The sequence below is a fragment of the Aeromicrobium sp. HA genome (assembly GCF_027171405.1).
GTDB lineage: Bacteria > Actinomycetota > Actinomycetes > Propionibacteriales > Nocardioidaceae > Aeromicrobium > Aeromicrobium tamlense.
Map to the genome: position 1 here is coordinate 1,427,138 of NZ_CP114372.1, position 22,688 is coordinate 1,449,825.

Annotated in this window: 21 protein-coding genes; 15 read left to right on the forward strand and 6 right to left on the reverse strand. The window is 71.8% G+C overall.

Annotated features, from left to right (window positions below; translation table 11 throughout):
- Window positions 1-18: 18 nt before the first annotated feature.
- The 4 genes from O3S82_RS07005 to O3S82_RS07020 all read left to right on the forward strand — a co-directional run bounded on the left by O3S82_RS07005 (window position 19) and on the right by O3S82_RS07020 (window position 3,370).
- Window positions 19-1,101: a GHMP family kinase ATP-binding protein gene (locus tag O3S82_RS07005; protein WP_269306588.1), complete on the forward strand. Its 1,083-nt coding sequence runs from the start codon at window positions 19-21 to the stop codon at window positions 1,099-1,101.
- Entirely contained in the window at window positions 1,083-1,730 is a 648-nt protein-coding gene (locus O3S82_RS07010; RefSeq protein WP_179424953.1) for a D-sedoheptulose-7-phosphate isomerase, read from the forward strand. The genes O3S82_RS07005 and O3S82_RS07010 overlap by 19 nt, the downstream gene beginning before the upstream one ends.
- A gap of 2 nt (window positions 1,731-1,732) precedes the next feature.
- Window positions 1,733-2,332 carry a D-glycero-alpha-D-manno-heptose-1,7-bisphosphate 7-phosphatase gene (locus O3S82_RS07015; RefSeq protein WP_269306590.1) on the forward strand — a complete coding sequence of 200 codons (600 nt, stop codon included), beginning with the start codon at window positions 1,733-1,735 and terminating at the stop codon, window positions 2,330-2,332.
- Window positions 2,333-2,398: 66 nt separating this feature from the next.
- Window positions 2,399-3,370 carry a DUF3068 domain-containing protein gene (locus tag O3S82_RS07020; RefSeq protein ID WP_179424949.1) on the forward strand — a complete coding sequence of 324 codons (972 nt, stop codon included), beginning with the start codon at window positions 2,399-2,401 and terminating at the stop codon, window positions 3,368-3,370.
- A gap of 73 nt (window positions 3,371-3,443) precedes the next feature.
- Here the strand turns inward: O3S82_RS07020 and O3S82_RS07025 are convergent, their stop codons facing one another.
- Complete coding sequence (locus O3S82_RS07025; RefSeq protein ID WP_179424947.1) at window positions 3,444-4,547, reverse strand: glycosyltransferase family 4 protein; 1,104 nt, start codon at window positions 4,545-4,547, stop codon at window positions 3,444-3,446.
- An 83-nt stretch (window positions 4,548-4,630) separates the two neighbouring features.
- Between O3S82_RS07025 and O3S82_RS07030 the strand changes: the two genes are divergently transcribed.
- The 6 genes from O3S82_RS07030 to rpsA all read left to right on the forward strand — a co-directional run bounded on the left by O3S82_RS07030 (window position 4,631) and on the right by rpsA (window position 12,072).
- Window positions 4,631-5,452 carry a class I SAM-dependent methyltransferase gene (locus O3S82_RS07030; RefSeq protein ID WP_269306592.1) on the forward strand — a complete coding sequence of 274 codons (822 nt, stop codon included), beginning with the start codon at window positions 4,631-4,633 and terminating at the stop codon, window positions 5,450-5,452.
- Window positions 5,449-6,201, forward strand: a complete 753-nt coding sequence (locus tag O3S82_RS07035) for a class I SAM-dependent methyltransferase (RefSeq protein WP_218845782.1) — start codon at window positions 5,449-5,451, stop codon at window positions 6,199-6,201. The genes O3S82_RS07030 and O3S82_RS07035 overlap by 4 nt, the downstream gene beginning before the upstream one ends.
- 55 nt (window positions 6,202-6,256) lie before the next feature.
- Window positions 6,257-7,189 (forward strand): NAD-dependent epimerase/dehydratase family protein, encoded by a 933-nt coding sequence (locus tag O3S82_RS07040; protein ID WP_179424945.1) that lies wholly within the window; start codon window positions 6,257-6,259, stop codon window positions 7,187-7,189.
- Between the two features lie 9 nt (window positions 7,190-7,198).
- Window positions 7,199-8,449 (forward strand): M18 family aminopeptidase, encoded by a 1,251-nt coding sequence (locus O3S82_RS07045; protein ID WP_269306594.1) that lies wholly within the window; start codon window positions 7,199-7,201, stop codon window positions 8,447-8,449.
- Window positions 8,450-8,512: 63 nt separating this feature from the next.
- A complete protein-coding gene (locus O3S82_RS07050; protein WP_269306596.1) occupies window positions 8,513-10,489 on the forward strand; it encodes a CotH kinase family protein in 1,977 nt (658 codons plus the stop codon).
- A 122-nt stretch (window positions 10,490-10,611) separates the two neighbouring features.
- Window positions 10,612-12,072 carry a 30S ribosomal protein S1 gene (gene rpsA, locus O3S82_RS07055; RefSeq protein WP_179424933.1) on the forward strand — a complete coding sequence of 487 codons (1,461 nt, stop codon included), beginning with the start codon at window positions 10,612-10,614 and terminating at the stop codon, window positions 12,070-12,072.
- 72 nt (window positions 12,073-12,144) lie between these two features.
- On the opposite strand, the gene O3S82_RS07060 is transcribed toward rpsA, so the two are convergent.
- Window positions 12,145-12,294 carry a hypothetical protein gene (locus O3S82_RS07060; protein WP_179424932.1) on the reverse strand — a complete coding sequence of 50 codons (150 nt, stop codon included), beginning with the start codon at window positions 12,292-12,294 and terminating at the stop codon, window positions 12,145-12,147.
- A 102-nt stretch (window positions 12,295-12,396) separates the two neighbouring features.
- Between O3S82_RS07060 and O3S82_RS07065 the strand changes: the two genes are divergently transcribed.
- Window positions 12,397-13,353 carry a helix-turn-helix domain-containing protein gene (locus O3S82_RS07065; protein ID WP_269306599.1) on the forward strand — a complete coding sequence of 319 codons (957 nt, stop codon included), beginning with the start codon at window positions 12,397-12,399 and terminating at the stop codon, window positions 13,351-13,353.
- 6 nt (window positions 13,354-13,359) lie between these two features.
- Here O3S82_RS07065 and O3S82_RS07070 read toward each other — a convergent pair whose 3' ends face one another.
- Entirely contained in the window at window positions 13,360-14,688 is a 1,329-nt protein-coding gene (locus O3S82_RS07070) for a class I adenylate-forming enzyme family protein (protein ID WP_269306601.1), read from the reverse strand.
- Window positions 14,689-14,788: 100 nt separating this feature from the next.
- Here O3S82_RS07070 and O3S82_RS07075 point away from each other — a divergent pair, with 100 nt between their 5' ends.
- Window positions 14,789-15,682: an SH3 domain-containing protein gene (locus O3S82_RS07075; protein ID WP_179424926.1), complete on the forward strand. Its 894-nt coding sequence runs from the start codon at window positions 14,789-14,791 to the stop codon at window positions 15,680-15,682.
- A gap of 10 nt (window positions 15,683-15,692) precedes the next feature.
- Entirely contained in the window at window positions 15,693-16,295 is a 603-nt protein-coding gene (gene coaE / locus O3S82_RS07080; RefSeq protein ID WP_269306603.1) for a dephospho-CoA kinase, read from the forward strand.
- A gap of 41 nt (window positions 16,296-16,336) precedes the next feature.
- Here coaE and O3S82_RS07085 read toward each other — a convergent pair whose 3' ends face one another.
- The 3 genes from O3S82_RS07085 to O3S82_RS07095 form a co-directional block, all read right to left on the reverse strand.
- A complete protein-coding gene (locus O3S82_RS07085; RefSeq protein WP_269307047.1) occupies window positions 16,337-17,233 on the reverse strand; it encodes a sigma-70 family RNA polymerase sigma factor in 897 nt (298 codons plus the stop codon).
- Window positions 17,234-17,335: 102 nt separating this feature from the next.
- Complete coding sequence (locus tag O3S82_RS07090; RefSeq protein ID WP_269306605.1) at window positions 17,336-19,468, reverse strand: S9 family peptidase; 2,133 nt, start codon at window positions 19,466-19,468, stop codon at window positions 17,336-17,338.
- Window positions 19,465-20,802, reverse strand: a complete 1,338-nt coding sequence (locus O3S82_RS07095) for a DNA polymerase IV (protein ID WP_269306607.1) — start codon at window positions 20,800-20,802, stop codon at window positions 19,465-19,467. Before O3S82_RS07095 ends, O3S82_RS07090 begins: the two co-directional genes overlap by 4 nt.
- 99 nt (window positions 20,803-20,901) lie before the next feature.
- Here O3S82_RS07095 and O3S82_RS07100 point away from each other — a divergent pair, with 99 nt between their 5' ends.
- Window positions 20,902-22,389: an APC family permease gene (locus O3S82_RS07100; RefSeq protein WP_269306609.1), complete on the forward strand. Its 1,488-nt coding sequence runs from the start codon at window positions 20,902-20,904 to the stop codon at window positions 22,387-22,389.
- Entirely contained in the window at window positions 22,386-22,688 is a 303-nt protein-coding gene (locus tag O3S82_RS07105; RefSeq protein ID WP_179424920.1) for a helix-turn-helix domain-containing protein, read from the forward strand. The genes O3S82_RS07100 and O3S82_RS07105 overlap by 4 nt, the downstream gene beginning before the upstream one ends.

The window sequence follows — 22,688 nt, forward strand, 5'->3', positions numbered from 1 at the left end:
GTCTGGAGGCTAGTACGGATGACACAGCAGTCCCACCAGGTGTCAGCCGATCCCTCCGCGGTCGACGTCCGCCGCCCGGTGCTGCGTGCCCGTGCTCCGCTGCGCATCTCGTTCGCCGGTGGCGGCACCGACGTGGCGCCGTTCCCCGAGCGTGAGGGCGGCGCGGTCCTGTCGGCCACGATCTCGGCCTACTCCTACTGCACCTTGCGCCCGCGCACCGACGGACAGGTCACCATCAAGTCGCTCGACTACGGCTACTCGGTGGGCTTCAACGTCGACGACGACCTCGAGCTCGACGGCCAGCTCGACCTGCCCAAGGCCACGATCGCGCGGCTGCGCCAGTACCCCGGCGCCGTCCAGGCCACGGGCTTCGACCTCTTCATCCACACGAACGCCCCGCCCGGGTCCGGCCTGGGCTCCTCGAGCGCGGTGATGGTCGCCGTGATCGGCGTCGTCGCCCAGCACCTCGGCGTCGACCTCACCGAGTACGAGGTGGCCGAGCTGGCCTACCGGCTCGAGCGCGAGGACCTGCAGATCCCCGGCGGTGCCCAGGACCAGTACGCCGCGGCGTTCGGCGGCTTCAACTACATCGAGTTCACCGACAAGGTCGTCGTCAACCCGCTGCGCATCCGCGACTCGACGATCCACGAGCTCGAGCACAACATGCTGCTGGCCTACACCGGCAACACCCGCGTCAGCGACCACATCATCGACGACCAGGTGTCGCGGTACGAGCGAGGCGAGGAGGAGGCCCTCGAGGGCCTGCGCGCCCAGAAGGTGCTCGCCGAGGAGATGAAGCTCGCGCTCGTGCGCGGCGAGGTCGACACGCTGGGCCGTCTGCTGGGTCGCGCATGGGACGAGAAGCGCAAGATGTCCGACCGCATCGCCACGCCGCTCATCGACCAGGCGATCGAGAAGGCCCTCACGCTCGGTGCGCTCGGCGGCAAGGTCACCGGCGCCGGCGGCGGCGGCCACCTGGTCTTCATCTGTGAGTTCGAGCGGCGCCACGTCGTGGCGGAGGAGCTGACCCGCATGGGGCTGGCGGTCTCGGAGTTCACGTTCTCGAGGGAAGGACTGGTCACGTGGAGGGGACAGAGTTGACGATCGAGCACCAGCTGCACCGCGTCTCGGACGACGCGGTCGCGCAGGTCGTCGCGCAGCGCCAGACGCTGGGCATCGACGCCTGGGCCACCTTGGCGCGCGCCCTCGAGGAGCCCGCGCTCGTCGAGGCCGTCGACGCCGCGGGCCGGGCCGTCGTCGAGACGCTCCGGGCCGGCGGCACGATCCTGGTGGCCGGCAACGGCGGCAGCGCCGCGATCGCCAGCCACGTCGCGGCCGAGTTCGTCGGCAAGTGCATCCTCGATCGCGCGCCGCTGCCCGCGGTGTGCCTCGCGGACTCGCTCACCTCGATCACGGCCGTCGGCAACGACTACGGCTTCGACGACGTGTTCGTGCGGGGCGTCCAGTCCATGGGTCGTCCGGGCGACCTGCTGATCGCGATGTCCACGAGCGGGCGCAGCGAGAGCATCCTGCGCGCGCTCGACGCGGCCCGCGAGCGCGGCATCGCCACCGTCGCGCTGACCGGTGAGGGTGGTGGCGACCTGCCGGGCCGCGCCGACCACGTGCTGCACGTGCCCTCGGACTTCACGCCGCGCATCCAGGAGGTCCACATGCTGTGGGCGCACGCCTGGTGCGAGGCGGTCGACGTGCTGTCGCAGCCGACGTCCTGACCATGTGGACCGCCGAGGCGCTGCTCGGACGCGACACCGGCGAGATCCCGCCGCCGGACCGCGACGTCCCGTGGGACCTCGTGCTGCTCGACCGCGACGGCACCCTCAACGTGCACCGGCCGGGCTACATCGCATCGCCTGCAGAGCTGCGGCTGCGCCCCGGCGCCGCCCGTGCGGTGGGGCAGTTGACCCGCGCCGGCGTGCGCACGGTGCTCGTCACGAACCAGCGGGGGATCGCCACCGGGCTGCTCTCCGAGCAGCAGCTCGTCGACGTCCACACGGCCCTCGTCCAGCGTCTCGCGCGGGCGGGCGGACGGCTCGACGGGATCGAGGTCTGCCCCCACCAGACGGGCACCTGCGACTGTCGCAAACCGCTGCCGGGGATGCTGCTGCGGGCCCTGGCGCGGGCGCCGTGGGCCCGCCCCGAACGCGTCGTGATGGTCGGCGACCAGCCCAGCGACGAGGCCGCGGCGCACGCCGCGGGGGTCGCCTGGCTGGACGCGGGACCCGCGGGCGTGGGCAGTGCTCGCATCGCGGATGTACTCATCAGTAGGGATCCGCAACAAGACGGATTCGTGGTGCTACGCTCTCGCGAGAGGTAACTCACAAATACTGTTTGCAGCACCCTTAGACCGGAGGCACTTGTGCGGAAGTTTTCTCGTGGCGCGGTGGCGTTCCTGACGCTCGGAGCGTTCCTTCTGACGCTGGGCGTCGCGATGAAGGTGTACGCCTACGACCGCCTGGCCGTGGTCCCCAAGGACCAGAACACCCAGCAGGTCCTCGGTGACGACAACGCCAACTTCTTCGACGCCGACAACGTGGCCCCCGGCTCGGGCCCGATCTCCACCGTCGCGACCGTCATCGGCGATCCCGACCTCGCGTCGGAGGCCTCCGACGAGAACGACGGCGCCGACATCGGCGTCTTCACCAAGGGCCAGAGCACCGACAACAACGACCAGGCTCCGCCGATCGACTTCCTCGAGCAGACGTTCGCGATCGATCGCTTCACCGGCGAGGCCGTCCCGTGGTCGGGCAGCTCGCAGAACGGCGAGCCCATCGAGTTCGAGGGCCAGATCATCAAGTTCCCGTTCAACACGCAGAAGAAGAGCTACGAGTACTGGGACGCGACGATCAAGGCGCCCATGACGATGGAGTACGAGGGCACCGAGAAGGTCGAGGGCACCGACGGCTCGATCGACACCTACCGCTTCTTCGGCTCGGTCCCCGAGACCGAGTTCGGCGTCCGCGAGGTCCCGCGCGGCATCTTCGGCCTGGAGGACACCAACGCCGTCGAGGCCACCCGCACGTACGCCAACGAGCGCACCATCTGGGTCGAGCCCGAGACCGGCGTCATGGTGAAGATCCAGGAGGCCCAGAAGCAGTGGCTGAAGCTGGACGAGCCCGGCGCCGAGGACGTCGTCGCGATGGACACCGTCTCGGCGTCCACCCCCGAGACGGTCCAGGCCACGATCGACGACTACGGCTCCAAGGTCGGCGTCCTCAAGGCCGTCCGCACCTGGCTGCCGCTGGCCATCGGCGGCCTCGGCATCCTGTTCATCGTGGTCGGCATCGCGCTCGCGGTCCGGTTCCGCGGCAACCGCGACGCCGACGTGAACGACGACGCCTACGCGACCGCCTGACGGTCACCGGTACCGCAAGGGCCGCCGTCCCCTCCGGGGGACGGCGGCCCTTCGTCGTGTGCGGTGAGGAGTCTCAGGAGCGCGCGACGCGCTCGACCAGGTCGGTCAGCTCGTGGCCCGTGCGGTCCCAGTCGAAGCGCAGGGCGAACTCGCGTGCGGCGGCGCCGAGCTTGGCCCGCTCGTCGGGGTCGGCCAGCAGCCGGCGCAGCCCGGCGATGAACTCGTCGTCGGTGTCGACGAGCAGGCCCGTGTGGCCGTCCTGGACCGACTCCTGCGTGCCGCCGGCGTAGCGGAACGCCACCGTCGGCACCGCGTGGTATCCGGCCTCGAGGATGGTCAGGCCCCAGCCCTCCTTGATGGAGGGCATCGCCAGCGCAGCCGCCCCGGCGAGCAGGGCGTGCTTCTCGTCGTCGCTCACGTGGCCGTGGAAGACGACGCGGTCGCTGACGCCGGCGCGGCGCGCGTGCTCCACGAGGGAGTCCATCCAGTCACCGCCGCCGATGACGTCCAGCGCGATGTCGTCGAACTCGTCCTTCAGCGCCGCGACGGTGTCGATCGCGAGCTCGACGCGCTTGTGCGGCACGAGGCGGCCCAGGCAGGCCAGTCGCGTGCCCCGCTCGGGCTCGGGCTCCTGCTCCAGCACGTGGTCGGGGGCCTCGTTGCCGCTGTAGACCACCGAGACGCGCGCGGGGTCGACGCCCACGGCCGCCAACTCGCGCCGCGAGGCCTCGGACACCGTGACGTACTGCTGACGGCGGTACACGAAGGGCGCGACGCGCGACTCGAGGAACCAGCCGATCGAGGAGATCGGGCGCGGGAAGAAGGTGAACCACTGCTCGCGGTGCACGTGGTGCACGACGGCCAGCAGCGGCTTGGCGAAGACGAGGGGCGTCCAGAAGGGCACGCCGTTCTGGACGTCGAGGACGATGTCGTAGCTGCGGCGGCGGCGCCACACGTGCCACAGGCCCCGCGGGTAGACGGTGAAGCGGCCGCCGGCCCGGGCGAGGCGGAAGCCGTGTCGCTCGGCGTGGGGCGTCCCGCCGGGGAAGGAGGAGGCGAACAGGACGACGTCGTGACCGCGCTCTGCCATGGTCGCGGCGGTCCGCTCGGCGAACACCTCCGCGCCTCCGGCCTCGGGGTGCTCGAGGTCACGCCAACTGAGGATGGCGATGCGCAATCCGCTGATAGCGTGCTCTCCTGTCCGTGCGAGGGGTGAGGTGTCCGATGTCCTGTGAGGTGTGCTCCACACCGACGACGCCCGTGACCCTGCGGGACGGCGTCTCGGTGCTCGCGACCTGTCCGAAATGCTCTCACATCGAGCGCGATCCCAAGGCCGCTCCGGCGCATCCGCGCGACGTCGCCTACGGCGGCGACCCCGGCCTCGACCGGGTGCGGCTCGCCCTCACGTCGCGCACGCTGCGGCGGGCCGCTCCGTTGCGTCACGGGGCCCGCGTCTTCGAGATCGGCTACGGCGGCGGCGCCATGCTGCGCGGCTACCTCGACGACGGCCACCCCGTGGCGGGCTGCGATCCCGACCAGCTGCACGTCGACGTCGACCCGCAGGTCCGCGCGCGCGCCGAGCTGCACGCGTGCGGGATCGAGGAGGTCCCCGAGACCGCCGAGCCGGCCGACCTCGTCTACGGCGTCCACGTCGTCGAGCACGTGCAGGACGTGCACGCCCTGGCCCGCGCCGCGCACCGGCTGCTGAGCCCGGGGGGCCGCGTGCTCTTCCTGACGCCGGCGGCCGACAGCGCCTCCCTGCGCGCCTTCTCCGACGCCTGGTGGCTGCTGGAGGACCCCACGCACGTGCGCTTCTTCTCGGCCGACTCGATCACGCGGCTGCTCGACGCGGCCGGCTTCGCCGACGTGCGCGTGTCGCGGTCGCTGACGGACAACCTGACGATGGAGGGCGCCAGCCTCGTGCGGCGCCTCCGCCCTGCCGACCGCCCCGCGGGGGTGCTGGCGTCGCGCGCCACCCGCCTGCTCGCGATGGCGCTCGCGCCGGTCGCCCTCGTGCTGCGGATCGTGCGCCCGCGCTGGCGGCCCACGCTCGTCGTGACGGCCACGAGGCCCGTCCGATGAGGGGCGAGGGCATCGGCCGCTCGGTCCATCTCTTCCGGTCCTTCCTGGTCGAGCAGACCGAGCCACACCTCTTCTACGGTGCGCTCGCGCGCGACTCGGCCGACCTCGTCGAGCACGAGATGTCGCTGCAGGGGCGGCTCGTCGTCGACGTCGGCGCTGGCCCGCTCGAGTTCGCCGAGGAGTTCCGTCGCCGCGGCGCCCGCTACGTCGCGGTCGACCTCGACCCCGACGTCCCGGCGCTCGCCGACGGGGGAGTGGCGGCCGACGCCGCGGCCCTGCCGTTCGCCGACGGCTCGGCCGACCTGGTGTTCTCCTCCAACCTGCTCGAGCACGTCCGCGACCCCGAGGTCGTCGCCCGCGAGCTGGTGCGCATCGCCAAGCCCGGCGGGCTGGTGTTCCTCTCCTACACGAACTGGTGGTCGCCGTGGGGCGGCCACGAGACGTCGCCGTGGCACTGGCTCGGCGGCCGGCGCGCGATCGACCGGTACACCCGCCGTCACGGCCACCCGCCCAAGAACCGCGTCGGAGAGACGCTCTTCAAGCTCTCGGTCGCGTGGGGGATGCGATGGGCGCACCGGGCGCCGGGCGTGCGGGTCGTGTCCGCGCGGCCGCGCTACCTGCCGCGCTGGGCCTCGTTCCTGGTGCGCGTCCCCGTCGTCCGAGAGGTCCTCTCGTGGAACCTGCTGTTGCTGTTGCGACGAGATGGGCGCGAAGCTGCCGAACCGGGCGAACTCCGAGGTACCCTGTGAGATGAGTCCTACTCGCCAGTAGAAAGCTGGCGGACTCAGGCGAAGGGAAGCACGAATGCGCGCGTTGATTGCCGGCGGCGCCGGTTTCGTCGGATCGCACCTCGTGGAGCGGCTCGTCGATGCGGGACACGAGGTCGTCGTGGTCGACGACTTCAGCACGGGCCGACGTGAGAACCTCGCCGCCGTCGCGCACCAGGTCACGATCGTCGACGCTGACATCGCCGACGCGGCCGCGGTCGACGCGATCGAGGGTCCGTTCGACCAGGTGTACAACCTCGCCTCGCCGGCCTCGCCGGTCGACTACCACCGCCTTCCGATCCACACGCTGATGACGGGCTCGATGGGCGTGAAGAACACGCTCGACCTCGCCCACGCGCACGGCGCCCGCTACCTGCTGGCCTCGACCTCCGAGGTCTACGGCGACCCGCAGGTCCACCCGCAGCCCGAGACCTACCTCGGCCACGTGAACCCCGTCGGTCCCCGCTCGGTCTACGACGAGGCCAAGCGCTTCGGCGAGGCGATGACGGCGGCGTACCGCCGCGAGTTCGGCGTCGACACCAAGATCGTGCGCATCTTCAACACGTTCGGCCCGCGCATGCGCGTCGAGGACGGCCGCGCCATCCCGAACTTCGTCCACCAGGCGCTCACCGGCCGCGAGATCACCGTCGCCGGAGACGGCCACCAGACCCGCTCGATCTGCTACGTCGACGACCTCGTCGGCGGGCTCGTCGCGATGATGCAGTCCAGCGCCACGGGCCCGGTCAACCTCGGCAACCCCGAGGAGATCTCGATGCTCGACCTCGCCACGTGGATCCGCGACCTGGCCGAGTCCTCGTCGCAGATCGTGCACGTGCCGCGTCCCGTCGACGACCCGCAGATCCGCCGTCCCGACATCACCCTCGCGGGCGAGCTGCTCGGCTGGTCGCCCTCGACCACGGCCGAGATCGGCCTCAAGGCGACGATCGAGGACTTCCGCAACCGTCGCTAGGGTGGCGCCATGCACGCTGCCGACCGCCTGATCTCCTTCATCGACGCCTCGCCGACGCCGTTCCACGCCTGCGAGACGGCGGCCGCGCGGCTGACCGAGGCCGGGTTCACCGCGGTGGACCCGCGCGACGCCTGGCCCACCGCGGCGGGACGCCACTTCATCGTCTCGGGCGGCACGCTCGTCGCGTGGTCGACCGGTCCGGAGGCGCCCGCCCATGCCGGCTTCCGCATCGTCGGCGCCCACACCGACAGCCCGAACCTGCGGCTCAAGCAGCACCACGACGGCTGGCGCGACGGTCAGGCCACGGTGGCGCTCGAGCCGTACGGCGGCCCGCTGCTGGAGTCGTGGCTCGACCTCGACCTCGGCATCGCCGGCCGCATCGCGCTCAGCGACGGCACCACCCGCACCATCCGGGTCGACGAGCCGCTGCTGCGCGTGCCGCGGCTGGCCATCCACCTCGACCGCGACGGCTCGAAGCTCGACCGCCAGCGCCACCTCGACGCGCTCGCGGGCCTGACCCGCCGTCCGTTCCTCGAGGTGGTGGGGGAGCGCGCCGGGTTCGACGGCACGGCCGTCACGGGCTTCGACCTCATGACCTTCGATCTGCGCGCCTCGGGTCGCACGGGGCCCGACGGCGAGCTCGTCGCCGCCCCGCGACTGGACAACCAGGCCACGTGCTCGGCGGCCCTCGACGCGCTGCTGGGAGCGGTCGAGGCCGGCGACCCCACAGCGCGCCACGTCATGGTGCTGTTCGACCACGAGGAGGTCGGCAGCACCTCCGAGCGCGGCGCCGACTCGCCCCTGCTGTCCTCGGTCCTCGAGCGGATCGTGCTCGCCGCCGGCGGCGAGCGCGACGACGTCTTCCGCTCGGTCGCGGCGTCGGTCTGCGTCTCGGGCGACATGGCCCACGCGACGCACCCCAACCAGGCCGACAAGCACGAGCCGCTGCACCGCATCACGCTCGGCGGTGGTCCGGTGCTGAAGGTCAACCAGAACCTCCGGTACGCCACCGACGGCGTCGGCGCCGGGATCTTCGCCGCGGCGTGCACGGCCGCGGGCGTGCCGCTGCAGCGATACGTGCACCGCGCCGACCTGCCGTGCGGCTCCACGATCGGTCCGATCAGTGCTGCCAGGACGGGTATCCTGACGATCGACGTCGGTGCGCCGCAGCTCGCGATGCACTCCGCGCGCGAGGTGATGGCCGCGGCCGACGTCGAGTCGTACGGACGGGCGCTGCGCTCGTTCTTGATCTCGGACTGAATCGGGGAAACTCTCGTGAGGTGGGCCCTGCGTGCTCTCGCCTGTGGCGTGAGTGGTCTCGTGATGGTGACGGGACTCGTCGTGGCGACCCCGGCCGAGGCCGCACCCCGGGCGACGGTCAAGGTCTCGCGCACGTCGGTGATGCCGGGCGAGCGCTTCTCCGTGGTGGTGGCGTCGGGGACCCGGGTGCGGCGCCCCGTCGTCCTGAAGTACCGCGCCGGCTCCTCGTGGCGCAGCTTGCGCGCGACAACCGATGCGAGGGGCGTCCTGCGGACGACCACCGCCACCACGCGCGCCCGGGTCGACTACCGCGCCGTCCTCCCGGCGACGACCGTGCGCGGGAAGCGCCACCGCGCGCTCTCCACGAGGACGGTGACGGTCCGCACGGTGCGTCCCGCAGCGGACACGACCGTGCGGGTCACCGGGGGACAGGTCCGCGTCGCCGCGCGTGTCACGCCCGCGCGCACCGGCCGCAAGGTCAGCCTGCAACGCCGTGACGGCTCGACCTGGCGCACCGTCGTCGCAGGGCGTCCCGGCAACGCCGCCGGACGGGTGGACTTCGGCGTCGTGGGCACCCAGCGCGACCTGACGGGACGCGCGTTCCGGGTGGTCGCCGGACGCTGGAAGGGCGCGCCCCAGGTTTCGGGCGCCGCACAGGTCGTGCCGGCCCCGCCTACCTCGTCGCCGGACCCGACCCCGGACGAGCCGCTGGAGCAGCCGACCACCGAGCCCACGACCGAGCCCACCCCCACGACCCCGCCGCGCGTGACGTCGCTGGCCGTCGAGGTCCCCGGGCCGCGTGGCCCCGACGCCTGCACGCAGATCATCACCACGAAGACCGACTACGTGAAGGGGCGGCTGACGTTCCACGACCGGCGCGACGGCCGATTCACGACGGTGGCGGCCGGACTGCGCGTGCGGGGCAACTCCACCGCGTCGATCGAGCGCAAGCGACCGTACAAGGTCAAGCTCGACGCGAAGGCCTCGCTGCTCGGCCTGCCGGAGAGTCGGGACTGGGTGCTGCTGGCCAACCACTTCGACCGCTCGCTGCTGCGCAACGACGTCGCGATGCGCGCGGCGCGGATGCTCGCCGTCCCGTGGGCGCCCCACCTCGAGTCGGTCGAGCTGCGCATCAACGGCGCCCCTTGCGGCGTCTACCAGTTCGGCGAGGGCATCGAGACGCAGGACGGGCGCGTCGAGCTCGGCGACGGCGACACCCTGCTCGAGGCCGACACGAACGACGACGACGATCCCGAGTTCCGCACGGACCGCGGGCTGCGCGTCTTCCTCAAGGACGGCGACACGAACCATCCGGCCCGCGTGCGGCAGGCGTTCCAGGAGGTCGAGGACCTCCTCTACGACGAGTCCTTCCCCGAGAACGGCTACCGCGAGCGCATCGACGTGGACTCGTTCGTCTCCCTGTACCTCGTCAACGAGCTGACCAAGAACCTCGACGCGGGCTTCCGCAACAGCGTGTACCTCGTGATGCGGGCCGACGGCACGCTCGCGATGGGCCCGCCGTGGGACTACGACGTCTCGCAGGGGCTGTACGAGCTCGGCTACGCCGGCGACTCCCACCTGCCCTCGGGCTGGTGGATCGGCCGGCACTTCCACCCGCAGTTCCCCGACGACGGCTGGCGCCAGGCGCTGCTGCCGTCGCAGCTGTGGGCCGAGCCGGGTGGTCACTACTACAACCGCCTGCTCACCGATCCCTGGTTCGTCGAGCAGGTCCGCGCCCGCTGGCGCGAGGCCGCGCCGCAGCTGGCGACTCTCGCCACGCACGTCGACGAGGAGTCCGCCCGACTGCTCGAGAGCGCCACGGCCAACTTCACCCCGGTCGCCGACGGCGGGGCCGGTCAGCTGGTCTGGGCCGCGCCGGAGGAGATCGGCACGTGGACCACCGTCCTGCGCTTCGCGAGCGACCCGGACTCCGGCGTGGAGCCGGGGGAGGGCTGGCTGCGCGAGACCGCCCGGCTGCGGGACTGGATCGCCGGTCGCACCGCCTGGATGGACGAGCAGCTCGCCGGTTCCGACGGCTGAGCCGCCGGTTTTACGCGGCACCCGTGCGTGACGTAGACTGACAGTTGCGCTGGCTCCGGCATGCCCGGAATCCGGTGCACATCCTGTCCACACTCAATTCCATCCACTCGGAGCCCAACTACATGACTTCCGGCCTCGCAACTCCTTCTGCGGCCCCGCAGGTTGCGGTCAACGACATCGGCAGCGAAGAGGACTTCCTCGCCGCGATCGACCAGACCATCAAGTACTTCAACGACGGCGACATCGTCGACGGCACCATCGTCAAGGTGGACCGCGACGAGGTCCTGCTCGACATCGGCTACAAGACCGAGGGCGTCATTCCCTCGCGTGAGCTGTCCATCAAGCACGACGTCGATCCGAACGAGGTCGTCCAGGTGGGCGACTCGGTCGAGGCCCTCGTCCTCCAGAAGGAGGACAAGGAAGGCCGTCTGATCCTGAGCAAGAAGCGCGCCCAGTACGAGCGCGCCTGGGGCGACATCGAGAAGATCAAGGAAGAGGACGGCGTCGTCGAGGGCACCGTCATCGAGGTCGTCAAGGGCGGCCTGATCATGGACATCGGCCTGCGTGGCTTCCTGCCCGCGTCGCTCGTCGAGATGCGTCGCGTCCGCGACCTCGACCCGTACATCGGCCAGAAGCTCGAGGCGAAGATCATCGAGCTCGACAAGAACCGCAACAACGTGGTCCTGTCGCGCCGTGCGTGGCTCGAGCAGACGCAGTCGGCCGTGCGCCAGAACTTCCTCAACGAGCTCAAGAAGGGCCAGGTCCGCAAGGGCGTCATCAGCTCGATCGTCAACTTCGGCGCCTTCGTCGATCTCGGCGGCGTCGACGGCCTGGTGCACGTCTCCGAGCTGTCCTGGAAGCACATCGACCACCCGAACGAGGTCGTTCAGGTCGGCGACGAGGTCACCGTCGAGGTGCTCGAGGTCGACCTGGAGCGCGAGCGCGTGTCGCTGTCGCTCAAGGCGACCCAGGAGGATCCGTGGCAGCACTTCGCCCGGACCCACCAGATCGGTCAGATCGTCCCGGGCAAGGTCACCAAGCTCGTCCCGTTCGGTGCGTTCGTGCGCGTCGAGGAGGGCATCGAGGGCCTGGTGCACATCTCCGAGCTCGCCGAGCGTCACGTCGAGATCCCCGAGCAGGTCGTCCAGATCGGCGACCAGGTCATGGTCAAGATCATCGACATCGACCTCGAGCGTCGTCGCATCTCGCTGTCGCTGAAGCAGGCCAACGAGACCGAGGTCGCCGCCGAGGCCGACAGCTTCGACCCGACCCTCTACGGCATGGCGTCGTCCTACGACGAGCAGGGCAACTACATCTACCCCGACGGCTTCGATCCGGAGACCGGCGAGTGGCAGGAGGGCTTCGAAGAGGCCCGCGCCACGTGGGAGCGTCAGTACGCCGAGGCGCACGAGCGCTGGGAGGCCCACAAGAAGCAGGTCGCCGAGGCCGAGAAGGCCAACCTCGAGGCCGGCGAGGTGGGCGAGTACACGTCCGCTCCCGCCCAGGAGGAGTCGACCGGTGGCTCGCTGGCGTCCGACGAGGCGCTGCAGGCCCTGCGTGAGAAGCTGACCGGCGGCGAGTGATCTCCCGCTGAGCACGACGAAGGCCCCCGACCAGCTGGTCGGGGGCCTTCGTCGTCCTCGGAGTCGGTGTCGTCAGGAGTCATACGACGCACCGAAGGTGTCGCGGGCGTGGCTGCGCGGGCCGGGGCGGACGCCGAGTCCGTCGTGGTTGATGGTCGACCACAGTCCGGCGGCGAGCGCGGCGGCCGTCGTGGTCATCAGCAGGAGCAGGAGGATCATCATGGCTTTAATTCTGCTATCAGTGATATCCTGCCACCAGTGGCAGGAACGCCATGACCCGTCAAGATTCCGCCACATGCGATGGAAACCCGCCAGGAGGTCCCCATGACCAAGATCGCGATGATCGTCCCCGAGCTCGCCGAGCCCTTCGGCATGGGCGTGCTCGCCGAGGTCTGGGCCGAGCCGTACCACCCCGACGACGACAACCCGGTCTTCGAGTTCGTCGCGTGCACCCCGGTGCCAGGGATCGTCACCGGCACCTCGGGATTCGACTACGTCGTGCGACACGACCTGTCGGCTGCCGACGACGCCGATCTCGTGGCGGTGGCGGCCCAGCGTCACTACCGCGACGAGGACCCGCGCATCAGCGAGGTGCTGCGAGCAGCGCACGCGCGCGGGGCGACGATCATGGCCTCGTGCTCGGCCGCGTTCCATCTTGGGCACGCCGGGCTGCTGGACGGCCGTCGCTGCACCACGCACTGGCGCTACGGTCCGGAGCTCGCGGCCACGTTCCCCGAGGCGGTCGTCGACACCGACGTGCTCTACGTCGAGCAGGACGGGATCGTCACCGGCGCGGGCTCGGCCGGCGGCATCGACGCCAACCTGCATCTCATGCGTCAGTGGTACGGCTCCCGCGTCGCGGCCACGGCGGCCCGACGGATCGTGGTGCCGCCGCACCGCGACGGCGGGCAGGCGCAGTTCGTGCGGGCGCCGATGCCCACGATCGAGGCCGAGACGCTCGCTCCCGTGCTCGACTGGGCCCAGCAGCACCTCGCCGAGCCGCTCACCGTGGCCGCACTGGCCCAGCGCGCGCACCTCTCCGAGCGCACCTTCGCCCGCCGGTTCCGCGACGAGACGGGAACGACGCCCTGGCAGTGGCTGCTGGGTCGCCGGGTGGCGATGGCCGAGGAGCTCCTCGAGACCTCCGAGCTCTCGATCGAGCAGATCGCGACCCGCGTGGGCTTCGGCAACGCCGCGACGCTGCGCCACCACTTCGGCGCGGTCCGCGGCACCAGCCCCCAGGCGTACCGGCGCTCGTTCACGTGCATCGAGTCGGCCTGAGGCTGCTCAGAGCTCGGTGCGCCTGACCTTGCCGGTGGCGGTCCGGGGGAGCGCCTCGACGCGCTCGTACTCCTTGGGCCGCTTCGGCGGGGCCAGGCGCTCGGTGGCGGCCTCGCGCAGGGCGTCCTCCGAGGCGTCGCCGACGTGCGCTGCCACGACACGCTGGCCCCAGTGCTCGTCGGGCCGACCGAAGACCGCGATCTCGACGACGCCGGGGACCTCCACCAGCGCGGCCTCCACCTCGGCGGGGTAGACGTTCACCCCGCCGCTGATGATGAGGTCGGTGCGGCGTGAGTCGAGGTACACGTAGCCGTCGTCGTCGACGCGGCCGAGATCGCCCACCGTGAACGCCGGACCGCCGGCGGTGTCGCGCCAGGCGTTCGCCGTGCGCTCCTCGTCGTTCCAGTAGGCGAAGCGTCCCCACGGCGGCACGGCGCACCACAGCTCGTCCTCGTGGTCCACCGTGATCGTGCGGCCGGGCCGGGCGCGCCCTACGGTGCCCGGGTGCTCGGCCCACTCCGGTGCCGAGCACGCCGTGAACTGTCCTTCGGTGGAGCCGTAGAACTCCCAGACCACGTCGGTGCCGAAGAGCGCGTGCGCGCCGCGGCGGATCGGGTCGGGGCAGGGCGCGCCGGCGTGCGCCACGAGACGGAACGACGAGACGTCGATCGTGGCGCCGGCCTCCAGATGCGCCAGCAGCCGTTGAAGGTGCGCCGGGACGCAGAACATCGTCGTCGGCCGCAGCCGCGCGACGGCCTCGCAGAAGCCCTCGGGGGTGAACGTGGGCAGCACGGCCACGTCGCCGCCGGCCAGCGCCGTGCCGAGCGCGAACCGCAGGGGAGCGGAGTGGTAGAGCGGCGAGACCACGAGGTTGACGTCCTCGGCCGCAAAGCCCCAGAGGTCCCGCTCCTCCAGGACGGCCTGCTCGGCGTCGGTGACGTCCCAGAAGCCCGACCAGACGCCCTTCGGGCGCCCCGTCGTGCCCGAGGTGAAGTGCATCGGGCGGCAGCGCGGGTCGGGGTCGAGGTCGACGGGCTCGGGCTCGAGCAGCTCGGCGAACCGTACGAGCGAGTCCAGCACGAGGGCGGGGGAGACGTCGTCGAGGATCGGCTCGCGCTCGTGGGGCGTCAGCCGTGGGTCGAGGGGCACGGGGATGCGCCCGGAGGCGACGCAGGCCCACACCGCCGCCAGCAGCTCGACGCTGTTCGGCAGGCTCACCACGACCCGGTCCCCGCCCCGCACGCCGGCCGTCTCGAGTCCCGCCGCGAAGCGGCCCGCCAGGCGGCGCAGGTCGGCCGCGGGCAGCGCCACGGGCTCGCCGGTTTGGTGTGACATCGCTCATTCCTCTCGCGGGGGATCGTCGAAGCCTCTGGGATCTGCGTGCTCAGTATGGTTGACTGGCAGGCGGCCGTTCCCCCGACCCGCATTGGTTTCGATGACCCAGACCCCCAAGCCCGGACACCGGCGCAAGCCCGTCGTCCGCGACCCTTGGTACGTCCGTGCCCGCAAGCACGGAGCCCTGGCGACCGGTGTGGCCTCCCTCGGAGTGGCCGCCGTCGCGGCTCTCGGCACCTCCACGGTGAGCCTGGCCGAGTCTCCCGATGCCGCCGACGCCACCCCCGTCGCCCACGGTGACATCGTCACCGAGGCCCTCAGCGGCTCCGCTCCCGCGCGCGCCAGCCGCAGCAGCGCCGAGCGCCCGCCGCTCCCGTCGGCCGTCGAGGCCGAGGCGATGGTCGAGGGCTCGCTCTACGCGCAGAAGACCGTGCCGGTCCGTGCCGACGCCTCCGACGACTCACCGGTGCTGGCCACCGTGGCGAAGGGCAAGACCCTCCAGGTCACGGGCGAGACCCGCGGCGACTGGACGCAGGTCATCCACAACGACCTCCCGCGCTGGGTCTCCACCGAGCTCGTCGACGAGGAGGAGCCCAAGCTCGGCCCCTCCGAGGGCACGATCTCCACGGCCGCCTGCGCCCGTGGCTCCGCGGTCGAGTCGGGCCTGCAGCCCGACACCGTGCGCGTCTACCGCGCCGTCTGCGCGCGCTTCCCCGAGGTCGCCAGCTACGGCGGCCTGGCCGGCCGTGGCGAGCACGCCACCGGCCACTCGCTCGACATCATGGTCCGCGGCCAGCTCGGCTGGGACATCGCCGCGTTCCTGCAGGCCAACCGCACCCAGCTGGGCGTGGACTACCTGATCTACGAGCAGCGCATCTGGACCGTCCAGCGTGGGGGCGAGGGCTGGCGTGGCATGAGCGACCGTGGTGGCGCCACCGCGAACCACTACGACCACGTCCACGTGACCACCGTCGGCAACGCCGGCACCCTCTGAGCCCCGCGCGATGACACGTCGGGTCGGCCTGACCGGAGGCATCGCCTCGGGCAAGAGCACGGTCAGCGCGCGGCTGGCCGCGCTGGGCGCCACGATCATCGACTACGACCGGCTGGCCCGCGAGGTCGTCGCGCCGGGCAGCCCCGCGCTCGACCTCATCGCCCAGCGCTTCGGCGCCGGCGTCATCACCCCCGAGGGCACGCTCGACCGGCCCGCGCTCGGCGCGCTGGTCTTCGCCGACCCGGCGGCCCTGAAGGACCTCGAGGCGATCACGCACCCCGCCATCCGCGATCTCGCAGCCGAGCGGGAGCAGCAGGCGGGTCCCGACGGCATCGTCGTGCACGACAACCCGCTCCTGGTGGAGATGGGTGCCGCGGCCGCGTGCGACGTCGTCATCGTCGTGGACGCGCCCGAAGAGCTCCAGGTCGCGCGCATGGTGGGGGACCGCGGCATGAGCGAGGCCGACGCCCGCGCCCGCATCGCCGCGCAGGCGTCCCGCGAGCAGCGCAACGCCGCCGCGGACGTCCTCATCGAGAACACCGGCACCCGGGAACAGCTGAGCGCCCGGGTCGACGAGGTCTGGAGGGACCTGGTCGAGCCGGGCGCTCGATGAGCGCGACGCCGCTGCAGTAGCGTCCGCTCGGGAGTGACCGCTTACGCGGCCAGTTCGGGATCGGCGATCTCGCGCAGTCGCGCGATCGCCTGGCGCTCCACCTGACGCACGCGCTCGGCCGAGATGCCGTGGCGCTTGCCGATGTCGGCGAGCTTCTGCTGGCGACCGTCGAGCAGGCCGTAGCGGGCCTTGACGATGTCGGCCTCGCGGGCCTCCAGTCGGTCGACGAGAGCGAGCAGCTGGTCGCGGGCATCGTGGTCGAGCATCGCCAGGTCGGGGCCGGGCGTGCTGTCGCGGGCGATCAGGTCGCCGAGGCTGGTGTCGCCGTCCTCGTCCACGGGGGAGTCGAGGCTGACGTGGTCGCGGCCCCAGGCGAGCAGGTCGATGACGCGCTCGACCTCCATCCCGAGCTCGGCGGCGATCTCGGCGGGCTCGGGGTCGTAGCCCAGCTGGCGCTCGAGGTTGCGACGGGCGCCGGAGACCTGGTTCAGCTCCTCGACGACGTGCACGGGGAGGCGCACGACGCGCGCCTGCTGCGCGACACCACGGGTGATGGCCTGACGGACCCACCACGTGGCGTAGGTCGAGAACTTGAAGCCCTTGGCGTAGTCGAACTTCTCCACGGCGCGGATCAGACCCGTGTTGCCCTCCTGGATGAGGTCGAGCATCGGCATCTGCGCGCGTCCGTACTTGCGCGCGATCGACACGACGAGGCGCAGGTTCGCCTGGACGAACTCCTGCACGGCGCGGTCGCCCTCCTCGGCGATCCACTCCAGCTCCTCGCGCGAGGCGCGCTTGGGCGCGCCGCCCTTCGCACGTCCGATGCGGCCGGTCTCGAGCAAGTGGCGGGCGTACAGCCCGGCCTCGATCGTGCGGCTCAGCTCGACCTCGCGCTCGGCGTCGAGCAGCGGGGTGCGCGCGATCTCGGACAGGTACATGCCGACGCTGTCCTTGCCCTCGAATTCACGGTCTTCCACGGTGATCCTCCTGACGGTGGCTTCACCCGGTACAACGAACGCGGCAGCGCTGGTGTTCCGTTCTCAGGAGTTTCTTGGAATGGCGCCGGTCACGCGGGTCGCGGTGTCGATGATCCACGCCAGCTCCCAGGCCCGCTGACGCCAGGCGGCGTAGCGACCGCTGACGCCGCCGTGGCCGGCGGCCATCTCGGTGCGCAGCAGGACCGATCGCTCGGCCCGGGTGACCTCGCGCAGCCGGGCGACCCACTTGGCGGGCTCGACGTAGAGGACGCGGGTGTCGTTGAGCGACGTGCCGGCCAGGATCGCGGGGTACTCGATGTCGGCCACGTTCTCATAGGGCGCGTAACCCTTCATGTAGGCGTAGACCTCGGGATCGTGCAGCGGGTCGCCCCACTCGTCCCACTCGATGACCGTGAGCGGCAGCGAGGGGTCGAGGATCGTGGTCAACGGGTCGACGAACGGCACGTCGGCGAAGATGCCCGCGAACGCGTCGGGTGCGAGGTTCGCGACGGCGCCCATCAGCAGACCGCCGGCGCTGCCGCCCTCGGCGACCAGCCGGTCGGCGGACGTCCAGCCCTCGTCGGCGAGGTGACGGGCGCAGGCGACGAAGTCGGTGAACGTGTTCTTCTTGGCCAGCTGCTTGCCCTGGTCGTACCAGGCGCGGCCGAGCTCGCCGCCGCCGCGCACGTGGGCGACGGCGTAGACGAAGCCGCGGTCGAGCAGGCTGAGGCGCGAGATCGAGAAGTCGGGGTCGAGGCTGATCTCGTACGAGCCGTAGCCGTAGATCAGGCCCGGGGCACTGCCGTCGCGCGGCGTGCCGCGACGGCACACGATCGACAGCGGGACGAGGGCGCCGTCGTCGGCGCGCACCCAGGCGCGGTGCTGCTCGTAGTCCTGCGGGTCGAAGTCGCCCAGCACGGGCGCGCGGCGGCGCAGGATCCGCTCACCGGTGGCCGGCTCGAGGTCCCAGATGGTGGCGGGCTCGACGTAGGACGTGTAGCCGATCCGCAGGTAGCGCGGGTCCCACTCGGCGTTGCCGGCGAGGCCGCACGTGAACAGCTCGGCGTCGAACTCGAGCTCCTGCGGCGCGCCGATGCCGTCGTCGCCGATGTCCATGAGGGCCAGGCGCGTGGTGGCGTCGCGCCGGTACGAGACGGCGAGGTGGCGGGCGAACGCGTCGGCCGCCTCGAGGCGGACGTCATCGGACCCGGGGATGAGCACGCGCGTGTCGGTGGGGTCCTCCAGCGGCGCCAGGACCAGCTCGAAGTTCACGGCGCCGTCGTTGTGGAGGATCGCGAGCTGGTCGCGGCCGCCGACGACGACGTGCTCGACGGAGTAGTCGACGCCCTCGCGGCGCGGCCACACGACGGAGAACTCGCCCGTGGGGTCGTGCGCGTCGAGCAGACGGACCTCGGTGGTGATCTTGGACCCGACGGCGATCACCAGGAAGCGCTCGGAGCTGGTGCGGCCCAGGCCGACGAAGTAGCGCTCGTCGGGCTCCTCGAACACGAGCACGTCGTCCTCGGTGGAGCCGAGCTCGTGGCGCCACACGCGGTGCGGGCGCCAGGCCTCGTCGACCGTGACGTAGAAGAGGTGGCGGCCGTCGGCCGACCAGGTGGCGCCGGGCGCGGCGCCCTCGACGAGGTCGGGCAGGACCTCGCCGGTGGAGAGTCGCCGGACGCGGATCGTGTAGCGCTCGTCGCCCTGGGTGTCGACCGACCAGGCCAGCAGGTCGCCGTCGTCGGAGATGCTGAACGCGCCGAGGGAGAAGAACTCGTGCCCCTCGGCCTCCTCGTTCGAGTCCAGCAGCACCTCCTCGCCGGGCAGGGTGGCGCCGGGCTCGACGACGGGCGGCTCCCAGTCGTCGGGGCCGGCCAGCGGCACCCGGCAGCGGATGCCGTACTGACGTCCCTCGACCGTGCGGGAGTAGTACCACCAGCGGTCGTGGCGCACCGGGACCGACATGTCCGTCTCGAGCGTGCGGTCCTTGATCTCGGTGAAGACCTGCTCGCGGAGGTCGGCCAGGTGCGCCGTGGTGTCCTCGGCCCACGCGTTCTCGGCCTCGAGGTAGGCGATCGTCTCGGGATCGTCCTTGTCGCGCAGCCAGTCGTAGGCGTCGACGACCGTGTCGCCGTGGTGCGTGCGCTCCACCGGACGGCGGGGCGCGGAGGGGACGGTCGGCCGCTGGTCGGTCATTCCCCGACCGTACCGGCCGGCTGCGACACCGTCCCCGCATGGCCGGGAACCAGATCGGGGTCGTCCGCGCGCAGGGTCCGCACGGGGCCGACGGGGGTGTGCCGGGTCTCGAACCGCACGGTCACCAGGCCCATGCCGCGGCCCCACACCCAGCCGTCGCCGTGCTCGGCGTGGTGGACGTCCATGCCGGGCGACCAGTCGCGACGCGGCGCGGGGGCAGGAACCTCCTCGACCGGCTCGGGCAGCACGGGCTCGTCGTCGAGGACGTCCTCGGCGAACAGGTCGTCCTGCACCCAGTCGGCCAGTCCGCTGATGCCCACGCCCAGCAGCCGCAGGCCGCCGCCGGTGTCCGTGGCATCGAGCAGGCGTCGTGCGGTCTGGACGATCAGGCGCGTCTGGTCGGTGGGCCCGGGCAGGGTGAGCGAGCGCGTGTGGGTGGTGAAGTCGTGGTAGCGGACCTTCAGCGTGACGGTGCGGCCCGAGAGCTGTGCGCGACGCAGCCGCTCGGCGGTCTTGCGCGCGAGCGAGTCGCAGATCAGCCCCAGCTCGGCGCGGTCGACGATGTCGGTCTCGAACGTGTCCTCGGTGCTGACGGACTTGTTCTCGCGGTGCGAGCTGACGGCCCGGTCGTCGATGCCGCGGGACAGCCGGTGCAGCGAGGTGCCGGAGGCCGAGCCGAGCAGGTCGACCAGTTCCGCCTCGGAGTGACGCCACACGTCGCCCACGGTCGTGACGCCGATGTGCCGCAGCCGCGCCTCGGTGGCGGGACCGACACCGGCGATGACGCCGATCGGCATCGGCTCCAGCAGGTCGCGCTCCGTGCCCGGGGCGACGATGAAGGAGCCGTCCGGCTTGTCGATCTCGCTCGCGATCTTGGCCATGAGCTTCGACGACGCAACGCCCACCGATGCCGTGAGCCCGTCGGTCAGCCGCGTGACGTCGCAGCGCAGCTCGTCGACGAGCTGGGGCAGCCGGTCGGGGTCGAAGTCCTCGCCGGCCGCGAGGTCGACGAACGCCTCGTCCAGCGAGAGCGGCTCGACGGCGGGGGAGAGGGCGCGCAGCCGGTCCATGACGATCCGCGAGGCGGCGCGGTAGGCGTCGAAGCGGCCGGAGAGGAAGGCCGCGTGAGGACAGCGAGAGCGGGCCTCGGCCATGCTCATCGCCGAACGAACGCCGAACTTCCGCGCCTCGTACGACGCGGTCGAGACGACGCCGCGCTGGCCGATCCCGCCGACGATCACGGGCTTGCCCCGTAGGGACGGCTTGTCGCGCTGCTCGACCGAGGCGAAGAAGGCGTCCAGGTCCAGGTGCAGGATCGAGGCCGTCGGACGCATGCGCCCATTGTCACGCCGACGTCACGTCTCGCGGTCGTTCCCCCGCCGACACGGGCGCGTAACGCGCGGGATACGAGAGATTTCTAGCCTGACGGCACCATGAACGGTCTGCCCGGTCCCGCGGCCCTCGAGCGAGCGATCGCCGATCCGCCCGAGGTCCCTGATGTGCGTGAGGCCTCCGACCTCGCGGGACTCGACCGCCGGTCCGTTCGTGCGGAGGACCTGCTGGCGAACTCGGTCGCCGTCATCGCGCCCGCAGCCAGCGCCCTGAGCGTCCCGTTCGTGCTCCTCGCCGTGGTCGGGCCCGGCGCCTGGCTCAGCGCGGTGCTCGGATTCGGGCTGGCGCTGCTGCTGGCCGGGGTGTTCTCGCACTACGCGACCCGCATCGCCGCGCCCGGCTCGATGTACACGTGGGTGACGCGGTCGCTCGGACCCTGCGCAGGGCTGCTCGTGGGAGCGTCGATGCTGCTCGGCTACGCGATCCTGGTGGCGTTCGGCCTGTCGCAGACGATGCGCCGGTCGACGGACGCCGTCGCGTCGGCCGCCGCCTCCGCGCCCGCGCTCGGGGCCGGCTCCCAGTGGTGCATCGGCGCCGCGGTCGTGGTGGTCTGCCTGCTGGTCTCCGTGCGTGGCGTGCGGGTCGCGACCCGCTTGGCGCTGGTGGTGGAGTCGGCGCTGGTCGTGGGTCTGCTGGTCCTCGCCGGGCTCACGTTCGCGCGGGAGGGCGCACCGTCCCTCGCGATCCTGTCGCTCGACGGCGCCGATCCGTGGCGGGTCCTGCTCGGTGCCGTCGCGGTCCTGGGCATCACGGTGGGCTTCGAGTCGTCGGCGGCGCTCGGCGGCGAGGCCGAACGACCCTTCTGGAGCGTCCCGCGCGCGATGACCGGCGCGCTGCTGGTGGCCGCGGCGCTCTACGCCGTCGCGTTCACGGCCGTCGGCACCCTGACCGCCCCCGAGGGGGAGCGCCGTGGCGGTCCCGCGCAGTGGTGGTTCCCGGAGTCGGTGGACGCCCACGTCGCCGACGCCGCGCTGAGCTCGCTGCTGGCGGTCTCGTTCCTGGCGCTGACCCTCTGCGCGTGGAACGCGCTGGCGCGGGTGATCTTCTCGTTCGCCCGCGAGGGCGTCCTGCCTGCCGTGCTGGGTCGCACGCACGACCGGTGGGGGTCGCCCGTCGGGGCGCTGCTGGTGGTCGCGCCGGTCGCGATCGCTCCCGCAACCCTCACACTCGTCACAGGACGCCAGGTGGGCGTGCTGTCGATGGCGCTGCTCCAGCACGCCGTCCTCGTCCTGTTCGTGGCCTATGCACTGGTGGCCCTCGCGCTCCCGGTCTTCCTGCACCGCATCGACGAGCTGACGCCGGGGCCGCTGGTCCTCGCGGGTCTCGCCGCGGCGCTGACGCTGCTGCTGGCAGGACTCGCCATCGTGGAGGACGTGCGCGGGGGCGACCTCGGGGGGCTGACGCTCACGCTCGGCTCGCTCGGCTCGGGCCTGCTCTGGTTCGTCGGGCTGCGGTGGCTCCGGCCCTCCTCGCTGCGGCGGATGGGCATCCACGACGAGACGATCAGCACGGACCTGCTGGGCGCATGAGCGGATCGGGTCAGTCGTCGAAGGTGCCGCCCGCGGCCTTCCGCGGCCGTGAGCCCGGTGCGGTCGACAACGCCTTCGCGATCCTCGAGGAGGTGGCCCGATCGGGAGCCGGGGTGTCCGCGCGGGAGATCGCCGAGAACCTCGGCATGCCGCGCGCGACCGCCTACCGGATCCTCAAGCACCTCGTGCAGCAGGAGTACCTCGTGCGCAGTCCCGACCTGTCGGGCTTCGCACTCGGTCAGCGGGTGCGGGACCTCGCCCGAGGGACCGACTCCCTCGGGACGACGGTCGATCCCTGA